Source organism: Streptomyces albospinus (assembly GCF_014648695.1).
GTDB classification, from domain to species: domain Bacteria; phylum Actinomycetota; class Actinomycetes; order Streptomycetales; family Streptomycetaceae; genus Streptomyces; species Streptomyces albospinus.
The window spans coordinates 153,442-169,280 of record NZ_BMRP01000012.1 but is presented as its reverse complement, the minus strand read 5'-3'; the positions used below and the strand labels follow the sequence as shown (position 1 = coordinate 169,280).

The following is a 15,839-nucleotide window of genomic DNA, read 5'->3' as shown; positions in this document are numbered from 1 at the left end:
CCGTGGCTGCCCGCACCAAGGCCCGTAAGCGCGCCTTCCAGATCCTCTTCGAGGCCGACCAGCGCGGTGCCGATGTGCAGTCCGTGCTCGCGGACTGGATGCGTCACGCCCGGACCGACCCTCGGCAGCCCCCGGTGAACGAGTACACCCTGGAGCTGGTCGAGGGCTACGCCGAGCATGTCGCACGCATCGACGAGCTGATCTCCACCTACGCCGTCGACTGGGACCTCGACCGGATGCCGGCGGCCGACCGCTCGATCCTGCGGCTCGGCGCCCACGAACTGCTCTGGGTGGACGGCACACCGGACGCGGTGGCGATCGACGAGGCCGTGCAGCTCGCCAAGGAGTTCTCCACGGACGACTCCCCGGCCTTCGTCAACGGCCTGCTGGGCCGTCTCAAGGAGCTGAAGCCGAGCCTGCGGCGCGAGACGCACTAGCGGCCGGCCGAGCATCGGAACGGGCCCGGAGCGATGGTTCATCGCTCCGGGCCCGTCGTATGCCCGCCCGGCGCCGTTGGCACCCGCTGGATCCACCGGACCCGCACATGACGACCGCCGCCCCGGGAGGACCCGGAGCGGCGGTACGTTTCTGCGTGTGAAGCGTGGGGCAGAGGTGGTCAGATCTCCTCGTGCTGCACGGCGCGGCGCGCGTCCGCGTCCAGCACGCCCCAGCTGATCAGCTGCTCGGTCAGCACCGAGGGCGACTGGTCGTAGATCACCGCGAGGGTCCGCAGATCGTCCTGGCGGATCGAGAGGACCTTGCCGTTGTAGTCGCCGCGCTGGCTCTGGATGGTGGCGGCGTAGCGCTGGAGCGGGCCGGCCTTCTCCTGCGGGACATGGGCGAGGCGCTCCAGGTCCAGCACCAGCTTCGGCGGCGGCTCGGCGGCGCCGCCGGGCGTCGTGCCCGGAAGCAGCTCCTGGACCGGGACGCCGTAGAAGTCCGCCAGCTCGGCGAGGCGCTGCACGGTCACGGCACGGTCGCCGCGCTCGTACGACCCCACCACCACGGCCTTCCAGCGGCCCTGGGACTTCTCCTCGACGCCGTGGAGAGAGAGGCCCTGCTGGGTACGGATGGCGCGGAGCTTGGCCCCGAGCTGTTTGGCGTATTCGCTGGACATAAAGCTCCCCAGACGGCTATATGGACATGCGGCACCGCCGCGTGGCTGGTAACTCACTGTGAGGTTACGCAGCGTAATCTGACTTCGTCAAGCCGAATGAGGCAGACCCTCACCCGTCAGGGGGGTGCGCGGCCCCTGACGGGCCTCCTGATAGCCTGAACAACGTAATTCCGACGTCCTTTAAAGTCCGTCCCGTGAGGCGGAGAAGGAGGTCCGTTTCGTATGGACGCAAGCAGTTCCGACACGAGAGTTCAGCTTCCCGCGCGGCCGGTGCTCGAAGGCCCGGACATCGCGCGGATGCTCACCCGCATCGCCCACGAGATCGTCGAGCGCGCCAAGGGCGCGGACGACGTGGTGCTGCTGGGGATTCCCACCCGCGGTGTCTTCCTCGCCCGGCGGCTGGCCGCCAAGCTGGAGGAGATCACCGGCCGCGCCATTCCGGTGGGTTCGCTCGACATCACGATGTACCGCGATGACCTGCGGCTGGGCCCGGCCCGCGCGCTGGCCCGTACGGACATCCCCGCCGACGGCATCGAGGGCCGGGTCGTCCTCCTCGTCGACGACGTGCTCTTCTCCGGGCGCACCATCCGCGCCGCGCTCGACGCCCTGGGTGACATCGGGCGCCCGCGCGCCGTACAGCTCGCGGTGCTGGTCGACCGAGGCCACCGCGAACTGCCGATCCGCGCCGACTACGTAGGCAAGAACCTCCCCACGTCGCTGCGGGAGACGGTCAAGGTCCAGCTCACCGAGGAGGACGGCCGGGACGCCGTGCTGCTCGGCCTCCGCTCCGCTTCGCTCCGCCTCGGCTCTTCGACCGAGTCCTCGGAAGCCGAGCACAACGCCCCGGCCGGCGAGCGCTAGCGCACCGCGTACGGACCCGGTGACCCCGGGGCCCGCACCCATGCCCGCTCAACGGACATTCCCGTACACCTCCCTCACTCCCGGAGAAAACCGGATGAAGCGCCACCTCATCTCGGCCGCCGATCTCACGCGGGACGACGCCGTGCTGATCCTCGACACCGCCGAGGAAATGGCCCGGGTCGCCGACCGGCCGATCAAGAAACTGCCCACGTTGCGCGGACGCACGATCTGCAACCTCTTCTTCGAGGACTCGACCCGGACCCGGATCTCGTTCGAGGCCGCCGAGAAGCGGCTGTCCGCGGACGTCATCAACTTCGCCGCCAAGGGCTCCAGCGTCTCCAAGGGCGAGTCCCTCAAGGACACCGCCCAGACCCTGGAGGCGATGGGCGTCGACGCCGTCGTCATCCGGCACAGCGCCTCCGGCGCCCCGTACCGGCTCGCCACCTCCGGCTGGATCGACGCCCCCGTCATCAACGCCGGCGACGGCACCCACCAGCACCCCACCCAGGCGCTGCTCGACGCCTTCACCATGCGCCGCCGCCTCATCGGCCCGGACGCCGGGCTCGGCCAGGACCTCGGCGGCAAGCGCATCACCATCGTCGGCGATGTGCTGCACAGCCGGGTCGCGCGCTCCAACGTCGACCTGCTGCACACCCTCGGCGCCGAGGTCACCCTCGTCGCACCGCCCACCCTGGTGCCGGTCGGCGTCGAGACCTGGCCGTGCGAGGTGTCGTACGACCTCGACAGCGTGCTGCCGAAGTCCGACGCCGTGATGATGCTGCGGGTGCAGCGCGAGCGCATGAACGCCGCGTTCTTCCCGACCGAGCGCGAGTACGCGCGCCGCTACGGCCTGGACGGCGACCGGATGGCGCGGATGCCCGGGGACGCCATCGTGATGCACCCCGGACCGATGGTCCGCGGTATGGAGATCACCGCCGAGGTCGCCGACTCCGACCGCTGCACGGTCGTCGAGCAGGTGGCCAACGGCGTGTCCATCCGCATGGCCGTCCTGTACCTGCTCCTGGGCGGTAACGAGCCCGCCGTCACGAACCCCCGTACCGAGGAGAAGTAAGAGACATGAGCAAGATCCTGATCCGCGGTGCGAAGGTGCTCGGCGGCGAGCCGCAGGACGTCCTGATCACCGACGAGACCATCACCGCCGTCGGTACCGATCTCACCGTCTCCAGCGCCGAGGGCGCCCAGGTCGTCGAGGCCGGCGGCAAGATCCTCCTGCCGGGCCTCGTCGACCTGCACACCCACCTGCGCGAACCCGGCCGGGAGGACTCCGAGACCGTGCTGACCGGCACGCGGGCCGCCGCCTCCGGGGGCTACACGGCCGTGTTCGCCATGGCCAACACCTTCCCCGTCGCCGACACCGCCGGCGTCGTCGAGCAGGTCTACCGGCTCGGCAAGGAGCACGGCTACTGCGACGTGCAGCCCATCGGCGCCGTCACCGTCGGCCTGGAGGGCAAGAAGCTCGCCGAGCTGGGCGCCATGCACGAGTCCGCGGCCGGCGTCACCGTCTTCTCCGACGACGGCAAGTGCGTCGACGACGCCGTGATCATGCGCCGGGCCCTGGAGTACGTGAAGGCGTTCGGCGGGGTCGTCGCGCAGCACGCCCAGGAGCCGCGGCTGACCGAGGGCGCCCAGATGAACGAGGGCGTCGTCTCGGCCGAGCTGGGGCTGGGCGGCTGGCCCGCGGTCGCCGAGGAGTCGATCATCGCCCGCGATGTGCTGCTCGCCGAGCACGTCGGGTCCCGGGTGCACATCTGCCACCTGTCGACCGCCGGCAGCGTCGAGATCGTGCGCTGGGCCAAGTCCCGCGGCATCGACGTGACGGCCGAGGTCACCCCGCACCACCTGCTGCTCACCGACGAGATGGTGCGCACCTACAACCCCGTCTACAAGGTCAACCCGCCGCTGCGCACCGAGCGCGACGTCATGGCGCTGCGCGAGGCCCTCGCCGACGGCACCATCGACATCGTCGCCACCGACCACGCCCCGCACCCGCACGAGGACAAGGACTGCGAGTGGGCCGCGGCGGCCATGGGCATGGTGGGCCTGGAGACCGCGCTGTCCGTCGTCCAGCAGACGATGGTGGAGACCGGCCTGCTGACCTGGGCGGACGTCGCGGAGCGGATGTCCTTCGCGCCGGCCCGGATCGGCCGCGCCACCGGCCACGGCCGCCCCGTCTCGGTAGGCGAGCCCGCCAACCTCACGCTGGTCGATTCCGCTTACCGTGGAGAGGTGGACCCCGCGGGCTTCGCCTCGCGCAGCCGCAACACCCCCTACGAGGGCCGTGAGCTGCCGGGGCGCGTCACCCACACCTTCCTGCGGGGCCGCGCAACGCTCGTCGACGGGAAGCTGGCGTGACTCCTCCACTCATCCACTTGGCCCAAGCGCCGCACTCCGCTCCGGTCACCGACTGGGCCGCACGGATCGGCTGGGTCGTCGGGCTCCTGGTCTTCGTCGTCTTCGTCTACTGGCTGATGCGCCAGGGCTGGAAGTGGCGCGGCACCCTCCAGGGCGATCTGCCCGAGCTGCCCACGGCGCCCGACGACGCGGGCGAGCCCCGGCTGACCCTCAGCGGCCGGTACCACGGCTCCACCACCGCCGGGCAGTGGCTCGACCGGATCGTCGCCCGCGGCCTGGGCACCCGCAGCCGCGTCGAGCTGGCCCTGACCGACCGGGGCCTGGACGTCGTACGGCCGGGGGCCGAGGACTTCTTCGTGCCGGTCGCCGCCCTGCGCGGCGCCCGCCTGGACAAGGGCATCGCCGGCAAGGTCCTGACCGAAGGCGGCCTGCTGGTCGTCACGTGGGAGCACGGCGACCGACAGATCGACTCCGGCTTCCGCTCCGACCGGGCCGGCGAGCACCCGGCCTGGGTCGAGGCCATCAACCGGCTCAGCAACAGCGAGCACACCACCGAGCACACCGAAACGGAAGGCGCACGATGACGACCTCCACCAAGGGGACCGCCAAAATCCCCGCCGTACTCGTCCTGGAGGACGGCCGCACGTTCCGCGGCCGTGCCTACGGGGCCGTGGGGGAGACCTTCGGCGAGGCGGTGTTCTCCACCGGCATGACCGGCTACCAGGAGACGCTGACCGACCCCTCGTACCACCGCCAGGTCGTCATCATGACCGCCCCGCACGTCGGCAACACCGGCGTGAACGACGAGGACCCCGAGTCCGCGCGCATCTGGGTCTCCGGCTATGTCGTCCGTGACCCCGCCCGGGTGCCGTCCAACTGGCGCTCCCGGCGCTCCCTCGACGAGGAGCTGCGCCGCCAGGGCGTCGTCGGCATCAGCGGAATCGACACCCGTGCGCTCACCCGCCATCTGCGCGAGCGCGGCGCGATGCGGGTGGGCATCTTCTCCGGCAACGCGCTGCCCGACGCGGGCACGATGCTCGCCGAGGTGCGCCAGGCCCCCGAGATGAAGGGCGCGAACCTCTCCGCAGAGGTCGCCACCAAGGAGCCGTACGTCGTCCCGGCGATCGGTGCGAAGAAGTTCACCGTCGCCGCCGTCGACCTCGGTATCAAGGGCATGACCCCGCACCGGATGGCCGAGCGCGGCATCGAGGTGCACGTCCTGCCGGCCACCGCCACCGCCGAGGACGTCTACGCGGTCAACCCCGACGGCGTGTTCTTCTCCAACGGGCCGGGCGACCCGGCCACCGCCGACCACCCGGTCTCCGTGATGCGCGAGGTGCTCTCGCGGAAGACCCCGCTGTTCGGCATCTGCTTCGGCAACCAGATCCTGGGCCGGGCGCTGGGCTTCGGCACGTACAAGCTCAAGTACGGGCACCGCGGTATCAACCAGCCGGTCCAGGACCGTACGACGGGCAAGGTCGAGGTGACCGCGCACAACCACGGGTTCGCCGTGGACGCGCCGCTCGACAAGGTCTCCGACACCCCCTTCGGCCGCGCCGAGGTCTCCCACGTCTGCCTCAACGACGACGTGGTGGAGGGGCTCCAGCTCCTCGACCAGCCGGCCTTCAGCGTCCAGTACCACCCCGAAGCCGCCGCGGGTCCGCACGACGCCGCGTACCTCTTCGACCGCTTCGTTTCCCTGATGGAGGGCCAGCGTGCCTAAGCGCACCGATATCCAGTCCGTCCTGGTCATCGGCTCCGGCCCGATCGTCATCGGCCAGGCCGCCGAGTTCGACTACTCCGGAACCCAGGCGTGCCGGGTCCTCAAGTCCGAGGGCCTGCGCGTCGTCCTGGTCAACTCCAACCCGGCCACGATCATGACCGACCCGGAGATCGCCGACGCGACATATGTCGAGCCGATCACCCCGGAGTTCGTCGAGAAGATCATCGCCAAGGAGCGCCCGGACGCCCTGCTGCCCACCCTGGGCGGGCAGACGGCGCTCAACACCGCCATCTCGCTGCACGAGGCCGGCACCCTCGACAAGTACGGCGTCGAGCTGATCGGCGCCAACGTCGAGGCGATCCACAAGGGCGAGGACCGCGACCTGTTCAAGGAGGTCGTCGAGGCGGTCAACGCCAAGATCGGCCACGGCGAGTCCGCCCGCTCGGTCATCTGCCACTCCATGGACGACGTCCTCAAGGGCGTCGACGAGCTCGGCGGCTACCCGGTCGTCGTCCGCCCCTCGTTCACCATGGGCGGCGCCGGCTCCGGCTTCGCGCACGACGAGGAGGAGCTGCGCCGGATCGCCGGCCAGGGCCTCACGCTCTCGCCGACCACCGAGGTGCTCCTGGAGGAGTCCATCCTCGGCTGGAAGGAGTACGAGCTGGAGCTGATGCGCGACAAGCACGACAACGTCGTGGTCGTCTGCTCCATCGAGAACTTCGACCCCATGGGCGTGCACACCGGCGACTCGATCACCGTCGCGCCGGCGATGACGCTCACCGACCGCGAGTACCAGATCCTGCGCGACATCGGCATCGCGGTGATCCGCGAGGTCGGCGTGGACACCGGCGGCTGCAACATCCAGTTCGCGGTCAACCCCGAGGACGGCCGGGTCATCGTCATCGAGATGAACCCCCGGGTCTCCCGCTCCTCCGCGCTGGCCTCCAAGGCCACCGGCTTCCCGATCGCGAAGATCGCCGCCCGGCTCGCCGTCGGCTACACCCTCGACGAGATCCCCAACGACATCACCGAGCAGACCCCGGCGTCCTTCGAGCCGACGCTCGACTACGTCGTCGTGAAGGTCCCGCGGTTCGCCTTCGAGAAGTTCCCGGCCGCCGACGCCAGCCTCACCACGACCATGAAGTCGGTCGGCGAGGCGATGGCCATCGGCCGCAACTTCACCGAGGCGCTCCAGAAGGCGCTGCGCTCGCTGGAGAAGAAGGGCAGTCAGTTCGCCTTCACCGGTGAGCCCGGTGGCAAGGCGGAGCTGCTGGAGCTGGCCCAGGTCCCGACCGACGGCCGGATCAACACCGTGATGCAGGCGATCCGGGCCGGCGCCACCCCGCAGGAGGTCTTCGACGCCACGAAGATCGACCCGTGGTTCGTCGACCAGCTCTTCCTCGTCAAGGAGATCGCCGACGAGATCGCCGCGGTCGACAAGCTCGGCCCGGACATCCTTGCGGACGCAAAGCGCCATGGCTTCTCCGACGCCCAGATCGCGGACATCCGCGGCCTGCGCGAGGACGTCGTCCGCGAGGTCCGGCACGCCCTCGGCGTCCGCCCGGTCTACAAGACGGTCGACACCTGTGCGGCCGAGTTCGCGGCGCGGACCCCGTACTTCTACTCGTCCTACGACGAGGAGACCGAGGTCGCCCCGCGCGAGAAGCCGGCCGTGATCATCCTCGGCTCCGGCCCCAACCGCATCGGCCAGGGCATCGAGTTCGACTACTCCTGCGTCCACGCCTCCTTCGCGCTCAGCGACGCCGGCTACGAGACCGTGATGGTCAACTGCAACCCGGAGACCGTCTCCACCGACTACGACACCTCCGACCGGCTCTACTTCGAGCCGCTCACCCTGGAGGACGTCCTGGAGATCGTGCACGCCGAGACCCAGGCCGGCCCGGTCGCCGGCGTCGTCGTCCAGCTCGGCGGCCAGACCCCGCTGGGCCTGGCGCAGGCGCTCAAGGACAACGGCGTGCCGATCGTCGGCACCTCGCCCGAGGCCATCGACCTGGCCGAGGAGCGCGGCGCGTTCGGCCGGGTGCTGACCGAGGCCGGGCTCCCGGCCCCCAAGTACGGCACCGCCTTCTCCTTCGACGAGGCCAAGACGATCGCCGCCGAGATCGGCTACCCGGTCATGGTCCGGCCCTCGTACGTGCTCGGCGGCCGGGGCATGGAGATCGTCTACGACGAGCCGTCGCTGGCCGGGTACCTGGAGCGGCACGCCGGCCTGATCGACCGGCACCCGGTCCTCATCGACCGGTTCCTCGACGACGCCATCGAGATCGACGTCGACGCGCTCTACGACGGCCACGAGCTCTACCTCGGCGGCGTCATGGAGCACATCGAGGAGGCCGGCATCCACTCCGGCGACTCCGCCTGCGCACTGCCCCCGATCACCCTCGGCGGCTTCGACATCAAGCGGCTGCGGGCCTCAACGGAGGCCATCGCCAAGGGAGTCGGGGTCCGCGGGCTGATCAACATCCAGTTCGCGATGGCCGGCGACATCCTCTACGTCCTCGAAGCCAACCCGCGCGCCTCGCGCACCGTCCCCTTCACCTCGAAGGCCACCGCGGTGCCGCTGGCCAAGGCCGCCGCCCGGATCTCGCTGGGCGCCACCATCTCCGAGCTGCGCGCCGAGGGCATGCTGCCCAGGACCGGCGACGGCGGCACCCTGCCGCTGGACGCGCCGATCTCCGTCAAGGAGGCCGTCATGCCGTGGTCGCGGTTCCGCGACATCCACGGCCGCGGCGTGGACACCGTCCTCGGCCCGGAGATGCGCTCCACCGGCGAGGTCATGGGCATCGACTCGGTCTTCGGGACCGCGTACGCCAAGTCGCAGTCCGGCGCCTACGGGGCGCTGCCCACCAAGGGCCGCGCGTTCGTCTCCGTCGCCAACCGCGACAAGCGCTCGATGATCTTCCCGGCCCGCGAGCTGGTCGCCCACGGCTTCGAGCTGCTGGCCACCTCCGGCACCGCCGAGGTGCTGCGCCGCAACGGCATCAAGACCACCGTGGTGCGCAAGCAGTCCGAGGGCCAGGGCCCCAACGGCGAGAAGACCATCGTCCAGCTGATCCACGACGGGGAGGTCGACCTGATCGTCAACACCCCGTACGGGACCGGCGGCCGGCTCGACGGCTACGACATCCGCACCGCTTCCGTCGCCCGCGGCATCCCCTGCCTGACCACGGTCCAGGCGCTGGCCGCCGCCGTCCAGGGCATCGACGCGATGTCCCGCGGCGACGTCGGGGTGCGCTCCCTCCAGGAGCACGCGCGACATCTGACCGCGGCCCGCGAGGAGTAGGCCCGGGAGGGGGACACCACGGCGGTGTCCCCCTCTTCATGAGCCCACCCGAACCCACCCGCGGAAGGCCCCGCCCCACCATGTACCGCCTGTTCTTCCAGCTGTTCTTCCAGCGCATGGACCCCGAGAAGGCCCACCACCTGGCCTTCCGCTGGATCCGCCTGGCCGCCCGTGTGCCGGTGCTGCGCACCTTCGTCGCGGCTGCCCTCGCCCCCCGCTACAAGGAGCTGCGCACCGAGGCCCTGGGCCGCCGGATGCACGGCCCCTTCGGCCTGGCCGCCGGCTTCGACAAGAACGCCGTGGCCATCGACGGGATGACCATGCTCGGCTTCGACCACGTCGAGATCGGCACCGTCACCGCCCAGCCGCAGCCCGGCAATCCGAAGAAGCGGCTGTTCCGGCTGGTGCCGGACCGCGCCCTGATCAACCGGATGGGCTTCAACAACGAGGGCTCGGCGGCCGTCGCGGCCCGCCTGGCCGCCCGGAACCCGGTGTTCCGGACCACCGTCGGGGTCAACATCGGCAAGACCAAGGTCGTCCCGGAGACCGAGGCGACCGCCGACTACGTCACCTCCACCGAGCGGCTGGCCCGGTACGCCGACTACCTCGTCGTCAACGTCTCCTCCCCGAACACGCCCGGACTGCGCAACCTCCAGGCCGTCGACCACCTGCGCCCGCTGCTGACCGCGGTCCGCGAGGCCGCCGACGGCACGGTCACCGACCGCCGGGTCCCGCTCCTGGTGAAGATCGCCCCGGACCTGGCCGACGCGGACATCGACGCGGTCGCCGACCTCGCCGTCGAGCTGGGCCTGGACGGCATCATCGCCACCAACACCACCATCGCCCGCGAGGGCCTGGGGCTGACCTCCGACCCGAAGCTGATCGCCGAGACCGGCGGCCTCTCCGGCGCCCCCGTCAAGGAGCGCTCCCTGGAGGTGCTGCGCCGCCTGTACGCCCGGGTCGGCGACCGGATCACCCTCATCGGGGTCGGCGGCATCGAGACCGCCGAGGACGCGTGGCAGCGGATCCTCGCCGGTGCCACCCTCGTCCAGGGCTACAGCGCCTTCATCTACGAGGGCCCGTTCTGGTGCCGCGCGATCCACAAGGGCCTGGCCGCGCGCCTGCGCAACAGCCCGTACGCCACCCTCGCCGACGCGGTCGGCGCCGACCACAAGAAGGTGACCTCATGACGGCCGGACCCGAGCCCTTCGGCGCCCGCCTGCGCCGCGCCATGGACGAGCGCGGCCCCCTCTGCGTCGGCATCGACCCGCACGCCTCGCTGCTGGCCGACTGGGGCCTGAACGACGATGTCGCAGGTCTGGCCCGCTTCACCCGGACCGTCGTGGAGGCACTGGGCGAGCAGGTCGCGGTCTTCAAGCCGCAGTCGGCCTTCTTCGAGCGCTTCGGCTCGCGCGGTATCGCCGTCCTGGAGACCGCCGTCGAGGAGGCCCGCGAGCGCGGCGCACTGATCCTCATGGACGCCAAGCGCGGCGACATCGGCTCCACGATGAGCGCGTACGCCGAGGCGTTCCTGCGCAAGGACTCGCCGCTGTTCTCGGACGCGCTGACGGTCTCCCCGTACCTGGGCTACGGCTCGCTGCGGCCGGCCGTCGACATGGCGCGGGAGAACGGCGCCGGGCTGTTCGTGCTCGGGCTCACCTCGAACCCGGAGGGCGCGGAGGTCCAGCGCGCGGTGCGCGAGGACGGCCGCAGCGTCGCCGCCACCATGCTCGGCCACCTCGCCGCGGACAACGCCGGCCAGGCGCCGCTGGGGTCCTTCGGCGCGGTCGTCGGGGCCACCCTCGGCGATCTCTCCGCGTTCGATCTGGCGATCAACGGCCCGCTGCTGGCCCCCGGCATCGGAGCGCAGGGCGCCACCCCCGCCGACCTGCCCACCGTCTTCGGCGACACCGTCCGCAACGTGGTGCCGAGCGTCAGCCGGGGAGTGCTGCGGCACGGCCCGGACACCGCTGCGCTGCGCGCGGCGGCGGCCCGTTTCGCCGACGAAGTGCGGACCGCGGTCGGATAAGGCGGTCATTTGGTCCCGAAATGTCCTGGTCAGCAGAGTCTGACCAGGACTTTTCGTCTGTTCTCGCTGACTCCGGCGCGATCGGCCGCTAGTCTCCGTCGAGAGCACTGCACGTAAGCGCGTTGCTCGTTGCTCCGCTGATGCGGGGCGACTAGGTTCCACACCGGTCCGTATCCGACAGTTCGACATCCGAGGTGACGTAGGCGTGGCTCTTCCGCCCCTTACCCCTGAACAGCGCGCTGCCGCGCTCGAAAAGGCCGCCGCGGCTCGCCGGGAGCGCGCCGAGGTCAAGAATCGGCTCAAGCACTCCGGTGCCTCCCTCCATGAGGTCATCAAGCAGGGCCAGGAGAACGACGTCATCGGCAAGATGAAGGTCTCCGCCCTTCTGGAGTCCCTGCCCGGCGTCGGCAAGGTCCGTGCCAAGCAGATCATGGAGCGGCTCGGCATCTCCGAGAGCCGCCGCGTACGTGGCCTCGGCTCCAACCAGATCGCATCGTTGGAGCGCGAGTTCGGCAGCCCGGCTTCCTGAGTTTTCCGGCACCGCCGGGAAGCTGGAATAATCGCTGCATGAGTTCTGCAGTCTCCCGGGGGACAACCCCCGTCCCCCCGGCCAGACAACCGCGGCTGACCGTGCTCTCCGGCCCCTCGGGGGTCGGCAAGAGCACGGTCGTCGCGCATATGCGCAAGGTCCACCCCGAGGTCTGGCTCTCGGTTTCGGCCACCACCCGCAAGCCGCGCCCCGGGGAGCGCCACGGCGTCCAGTATTTCTTCGTCGACAACGAGGAATTCGACAAGCTGGTCGCCAATGGTGAGCTGCTGGAATGGGCCGAATTCGCGGGCAACCGCTACGGCACCCCCCGCAAGGCGGTGCTGGACCGGCTGGAGTCCGGCGAGCCCGTCCTGCTGGAGATCGACCTCCAGGGCGCCCGCCAGGTCCGTGAGTCCATGGCCGATGCCCACCTGGTCTTCCTGGCCCCGCCGAGCTGGGAGGAGCTGGTGCGCCGGCTCACCGGCCGCGGCACCGAGGCGCCCGAGGTCATCGAGCGCCGGCTGGAGGTCGCCAGGGTCGAGCTGGCCGCGGAGAAGGAGTTCGATGTGACTCTCGTCAACACCTCCGTCGAGGACGTCAGCCGTGAGCTGCTAGCCTTCATGCTGCGTCGATCTGGGGACCGGAACGCCAGCAGCTGATCCCGACTCCGATCCCGGCGCCGCGGATTTCCCGTTTCAGCGTTTCCACGCTGCCACCTGCTTCATCCCCTTTCGGAAGGTAGAGAGTGTCCTCTTCCATCACCGCACCCGAGGGCATCATCAACCCGCCCATTGATGAGCTTCTCGAGGCCACCGACTCGAAGTACAGCCTCGTGATCTACGCCGCCAAGCGCGCGCGCCAGATCAACGCGTACTACTCCCAGCTCGGCGAGGGCCTGCTGGAGTACGTCGGCCCGCTGGTCGACACGCACGTCCACGAGAAGCCCCTGTCGATCGCGCTCCGCGAGATCAACGCGGGTCTGCTGACCTCCGAGTCCGTCGAGGGCTCGGCCGCCCAGTAGGCGGTAGCGCAGATTCCTCATCGAGGGCCCGGCAGAGCGTCTGCCGGGCCCTTGGTGTGTCATGGGGGCATACGTAGAGCGCCATGCGTTCGGACCGAGACTCGGGGAGCGGCGAAGCGATGGAGAAGCAGGAGCGGGAGCGGCCGAGGGTCGTCCTGGGGGTCAGCGGCGGGATCGCCGCGTACAAGGCGTGCGAGCTGCTGCGGCAGTTCACCGAGTCGGGCCATGACGTACGGGTCGTGCCGACCGCCGCGTCGCTGCACTTCATCGGCGAGGCCACCTGGGCCGCGCTGTCCGGCAACCCGGCTTCCACCGAGGTCTGGGAGTCCGTCCACGAGGTCCCGCACGTCCGCATCGGGCAGCGCGCCGACCTCGTGGTGGTCGCCCCGGCCACCGCCGACATGCTGGCCAAGGCCGCCCACGGCCTCGCCGACGACCTGCTGACCAACACCCTCCTCACCGCCCGCTGCCCGGTGGTCTTCGCGCCCGCGATGCACACCGAGATGTGGGAGAACCCGGCCACCCAGGAGAACGTCGCCACGCTGCGGCGCCGCGGCGCGATCGTCATCGAGCCCGCGGTCGGCCGGCTGACCGGCGTCGACACCGGCAAGGGCCGGTTCCCCGACCCCGTCGAGATCTTCCAGCTCTGTCGCCAGGTGCTGGCCCGCGGCGCCAAGGGCCTCCCGCAGGACCTCGCCGGCCGCCATGTCGTGGTCAGCGCGGGCGGCACCCGGGAGCCGCTGGACCCCGTGCGCTACCTGGGCAACCGCTCCTCCGGCAAGCAGGGCTACGCGCTCGCCCGTACGGCCGCGGCCCGCGGTGCGCGGGTCACCCTCGTCGCGGGCAATACGGAACTGCCCGATCCGGCCGGTGTCGACGTGATCCACATCGGTACCGCCGGGCAGCTGCGGGAGTCCGTGCTGAAGGCCGCGGCGGACGCCGACGCGGTGGTGATGGCCGCCGCCGTCGCCGACTTCCGGCCCGCCGTCTACGCCCCCGGCAAGATCAAGAAGCAGGAGGGCCAGGAGCCGGAACCCGTCACCCTGGTACGGAATCCGGACATCCTCGCCGAGCTCTCGGCCGACCGGGCCCGACCCGGCCGGCTGGTCGTCGGTTTCGCCGCGGAGACCGACGACGTGCTCGCCAACGGCCGGGCCAAGCTCGCCCGCAAGGGCTGCGATCTGCTCGTCGTCAACGAGGTCGGCGAGCACAAGGCATTCGGCTCGGCCGAGAACGAAGCCGTGATCCTGGCCACGGACGGCACCGAGACGCCCGTCCCGTACGGACCCAAGGAAGCCCTCGCCGACACTCTCTGGGACCTGGTCGCCCCCCGTCTGGCCGGCCCCGGCCGCTGACCGGGGAAGCCCCTGAGGGACCAGGGAAAGCGCACCGGAATGGTCCCCCTCAGTACTCCCACTGGCCCCGCAAAATTCGGCATGCCCTCTTGACCCGACCGATTCTCAAGGTGATCGTCACTACCGTGAGGCGTGGTGTCCCAGGTCACGGGGGTTCCATAAATCGAGACTGGGTGCCCGAGCGCCACATACGACCCGTAAACTGGCAGTGGATTCGGCCGAGCGCAGCTCTCGGCCTTTCCGCCAATGATCAGCCAGCAGCCGCTGCAACCCCAGGGAGCGATGTGTCCCGCCGCCTGTTCACCTCGGAGTCCGTCACCGAGGGCCACCCTGACAAGATCGCTGACCAGATCAGCGACACCATCCTCGACGCGCTCCTCAAGGAGGACCCGACCTCCCGGGTCGCCGTGGAGACGTTGATCACCACCGGCCTGGTGCATGTGGCCGGCGAGGTGACGACCAAGGCGTACGCCGACATCCCCAACCTTGTCCGCAACAAGATCCTGGACATCGGATACGACTCGTCCAAGAAGGGCTTCGACGGCGCGTCCTGCGGCGTCTCGGTGTCCATCGGCGCGCAGTCCCCCGACATCGCCCAGGGTGTCGACACCGCGTACGAGAACCGCGTCGAGGGCGATGACGACGAGCTGGACCGACAGGGCGCGGGCGACCAGGGCCTGATGTTCGGCTTCGCCTGCGACGAGACCCCCGAGCTGATGCCGCTCCCGATCTACCTGGCGCACCGGCTCTCCCGCCGCCTGTCGGAGGTCCGCAAGAACGGGACCATCCCCTACCTGCGCCCCGACGGCAAGACCCAGGTCACCATCGAGTACGACGGCAACAAGGCCGTCCGCCTCGACACCGTCGTCGTCTCCTCGCAGCACGCGTCGGACATCGACCTGGACTCGCTCCTGGCGCCCGACATCCGCGAGTTCGTCGTCGAGCACGTCCTGAACCAGCTGGTCGAGGACGGCATCAAGCTGGACACCGACGGCTACCGCCTGCTGGTCAACCCCACCGGCCGCTTCGAGATCGGCGGCCCGATGGGCGACGCCGGCCTGACCGGACGCAAGATCATCATCGACACCTACGGCGGCATGGCCCGCCACGGTGGTGGCGCCTTCTCCGGCAAGGACCCGTCCAAGGTCGACCGCTCCGCCGCGTACGCCATGCGCTACGTCGCCAAGAACGTCGTCGCCGCGGGCCTCGCCTCGCGCTGCGAGGTCCAGGTCGCCTACGCCATCGGCAAGGCCGAGCCGGTCGGTCTCTTCGTCGAGACCTTCGGCACCGCCACCGTGGACACCGACAAGATCGAGCAGGCCATCGCCGAGGTCTTCGACCTCCGTCCCGCCGCGATCATCCGCGACCTCGACCTGCTCCGCCCGATCTACGCCCAGACCGCCGCTTACGGCCACTTCGGCCGCGAGCTGGAGGACTTCACCTGGGAGCGCACCGACCGGGTGGACGCCCTCCGCAAGGCCGCGGGGCTGTAAGCCTCCGCTCCGCAGGGCAGATGACCGACGGCCC

15 protein-coding genes are annotated in these 15,839 nt (G+C 70.4%); 14 read left to right on the top strand and 1 reads right to left on the bottom strand.

Annotated features, from left to right (window positions below; translation table 11 throughout):
* The first annotated feature begins 2 nt into the window (after positions 1–2).
* On the top strand, positions 3–437 hold the full coding sequence (gene nusB, locus IEZ17_RS18650; RefSeq protein ID WP_189301531.1) for a transcription antitermination factor NusB: 435 nt from the start codon (positions 3–5) through the stop codon (positions 435–437).
* Between the two features lie 179 nt (positions 438–616).
* Here the strand turns inward: nusB and bldD are convergent, their stop codons facing one another.
* Entirely contained in the window at positions 617–1,117 is a 501-nt protein-coding gene (gene bldD, locus IEZ17_RS18645) for a transcriptional regulator BldD (RefSeq protein WP_018539834.1), read from the bottom strand.
* A gap of 222 nt (positions 1,118–1,339) precedes the next feature.
* Here bldD and pyrR point away from each other — a divergent pair, with 222 nt between their 5' ends.
* The 13 genes from pyrR (at position 1,340) to metK (ending at position 15,805) form a co-directional block, all read left to right on the top strand.
* Positions 1,340–1,978, top strand: coding sequence for a bifunctional pyr operon transcriptional regulator/uracil phosphoribosyltransferase PyrR (gene pyrR, locus IEZ17_RS18640; RefSeq protein WP_229852378.1), 639 nt, complete (start codon positions 1,340–1,342; stop codon positions 1,976–1,978).
* A 94-nt stretch (positions 1,979–2,072) separates the two neighbouring features.
* Complete coding sequence (locus IEZ17_RS18635; protein WP_189301530.1) at positions 2,073–3,050, top strand: aspartate carbamoyltransferase catalytic subunit; 978 nt, start codon at positions 2,073–2,075, stop codon at positions 3,048–3,050.
* A gap of 5 nt (positions 3,051–3,055) precedes the next feature.
* Entirely contained in the window at positions 3,056–4,351 is a 1,296-nt protein-coding gene (locus tag IEZ17_RS18630; protein WP_189301528.1) for a dihydroorotase, read from the top strand.
* Complete coding sequence (locus IEZ17_RS18625) at positions 4,348–4,935, top strand: PH-like domain-containing protein (RefSeq protein ID WP_189301526.1); 588 nt, start codon at positions 4,348–4,350, stop codon at positions 4,933–4,935. The genes IEZ17_RS18630 and IEZ17_RS18625 overlap by 4 nt, the downstream gene beginning before the upstream one ends.
* The gene (gene carA / locus IEZ17_RS18620; protein ID WP_189301523.1) at positions 4,932–6,074 is read left to right on the top strand and encodes a glutamine-hydrolyzing carbamoyl-phosphate synthase small subunit; all 1,143 of its coding nucleotides are present in this window, start codon (positions 4,932–4,934) and stop codon (positions 6,072–6,074) included. The genes IEZ17_RS18625 and carA overlap by 4 nt, the downstream gene beginning before the upstream one ends.
* Entirely contained in the window at positions 6,067–9,378 is a 3,312-nt protein-coding gene (gene carB, locus IEZ17_RS18615) for a carbamoyl-phosphate synthase large subunit (protein ID WP_189301521.1), read from the top strand. The genes carA and carB overlap by 8 nt, the downstream gene beginning before the upstream one ends.
* An 80-nt stretch (positions 9,379–9,458) precedes the next feature.
* Complete coding sequence (locus IEZ17_RS18610) at positions 9,459–10,568, top strand: quinone-dependent dihydroorotate dehydrogenase (RefSeq protein ID WP_189301655.1); 1,110 nt, start codon at positions 9,459–9,461, stop codon at positions 10,566–10,568.
* Positions 10,565–11,407 carry an orotidine-5'-phosphate decarboxylase gene (gene pyrF, locus IEZ17_RS18605; RefSeq protein WP_189301519.1) on the top strand — a complete coding sequence of 281 codons (843 nt, stop codon included), beginning with the start codon at positions 10,565–10,567 and terminating at the stop codon, positions 11,405–11,407. The genes IEZ17_RS18610 and pyrF overlap by 4 nt, the downstream gene beginning before the upstream one ends.
* A 205-nt stretch (positions 11,408–11,612) precedes the next feature.
* On the top strand, positions 11,613–11,936 hold the full coding sequence (locus IEZ17_RS18600) for an integration host factor (protein ID WP_043263484.1): 324 nt from the start codon (positions 11,613–11,615) through the stop codon (positions 11,934–11,936).
* Positions 11,937–11,974: 38 nt separating this feature from the next.
* Positions 11,975–12,595, top strand: coding sequence for a guanylate kinase (gmk, locus tag IEZ17_RS18595; RefSeq protein WP_189301517.1), 621 nt, complete (start codon positions 11,975–11,977; stop codon positions 12,593–12,595).
* Between the two features lie 86 nt (positions 12,596–12,681).
* Positions 12,682–12,957, top strand: a complete 276-nt coding sequence (gene rpoZ, locus IEZ17_RS18590) for a DNA-directed RNA polymerase subunit omega (RefSeq protein WP_189301515.1) — start codon at positions 12,682–12,684, stop codon at positions 12,955–12,957.
* A 119-nt stretch (positions 12,958–13,076) separates the two neighbouring features.
* Positions 13,077–14,312, top strand: coding sequence for a bifunctional phosphopantothenoylcysteine decarboxylase/phosphopantothenate--cysteine ligase CoaBC (gene coaBC / locus IEZ17_RS18585; RefSeq protein ID WP_189301653.1), 1,236 nt, complete (start codon positions 13,077–13,079; stop codon positions 14,310–14,312).
* A 284-nt stretch (positions 14,313–14,596) separates the two neighbouring features.
* Entirely contained in the window at positions 14,597–15,805 is a 1,209-nt protein-coding gene (gene metK, locus IEZ17_RS18580; protein ID WP_189301513.1) for a methionine adenosyltransferase, read from the top strand.
* Positions 15,806–15,839 lie beyond the last annotated feature (34 nt).

Bases quoted from the DNA above. Each gene is read 5' to 3' on its own strand.
- pyrR (WP_229852378.1), top strand. From the start codon at position 1,340: ATGGACGCAAGCAGTTCCGACACGAGAGTTCAGCTTCCCGCGCGGCCG.
- coaBC (WP_189301653.1), top strand. From the start codon at position 13,077: ATGGAGAAGCAGGAGCGGGAGCGGCCGAGGGTCGTCCTGGGGGTCAGC.
- pyrF (WP_189301519.1), top strand. From the start codon at position 10,565: ATGACGGCCGGACCCGAGCCCTTCGGCGCCCGCCTGCGCCGCGCCATG.
- gmk (WP_189301517.1), top strand. From the start codon at position 11,975: ATGAGTTCTGCAGTCTCCCGGGGGACAACCCCCGTCCCCCCGGCCAGA.
- IEZ17_RS18635 (WP_189301530.1), top strand. From the start codon at position 2,073: ATGAAGCGCCACCTCATCTCGGCCGCCGATCTCACGCGGGACGACGCC.
- IEZ17_RS18610 (WP_189301655.1), top strand. From the start codon at position 9,459: ATGTACCGCCTGTTCTTCCAGCTGTTCTTCCAGCGCATGGACCCCGAG.
- IEZ17_RS18630 (WP_189301528.1), top strand. From the start codon at position 3,056: ATGAGCAAGATCCTGATCCGCGGTGCGAAGGTGCTCGGCGGCGAGCCG.
- bldD (WP_018539834.1), bottom strand. From the start codon at position 1,117: ATGTCCAGCGAATACGCCAAACAGCTCGGGGCCAAGCTCCGCGCCATC.
- carA (WP_189301523.1), top strand. From the start codon at position 4,932: ATGACGACCTCCACCAAGGGGACCGCCAAAATCCCCGCCGTACTCGTC.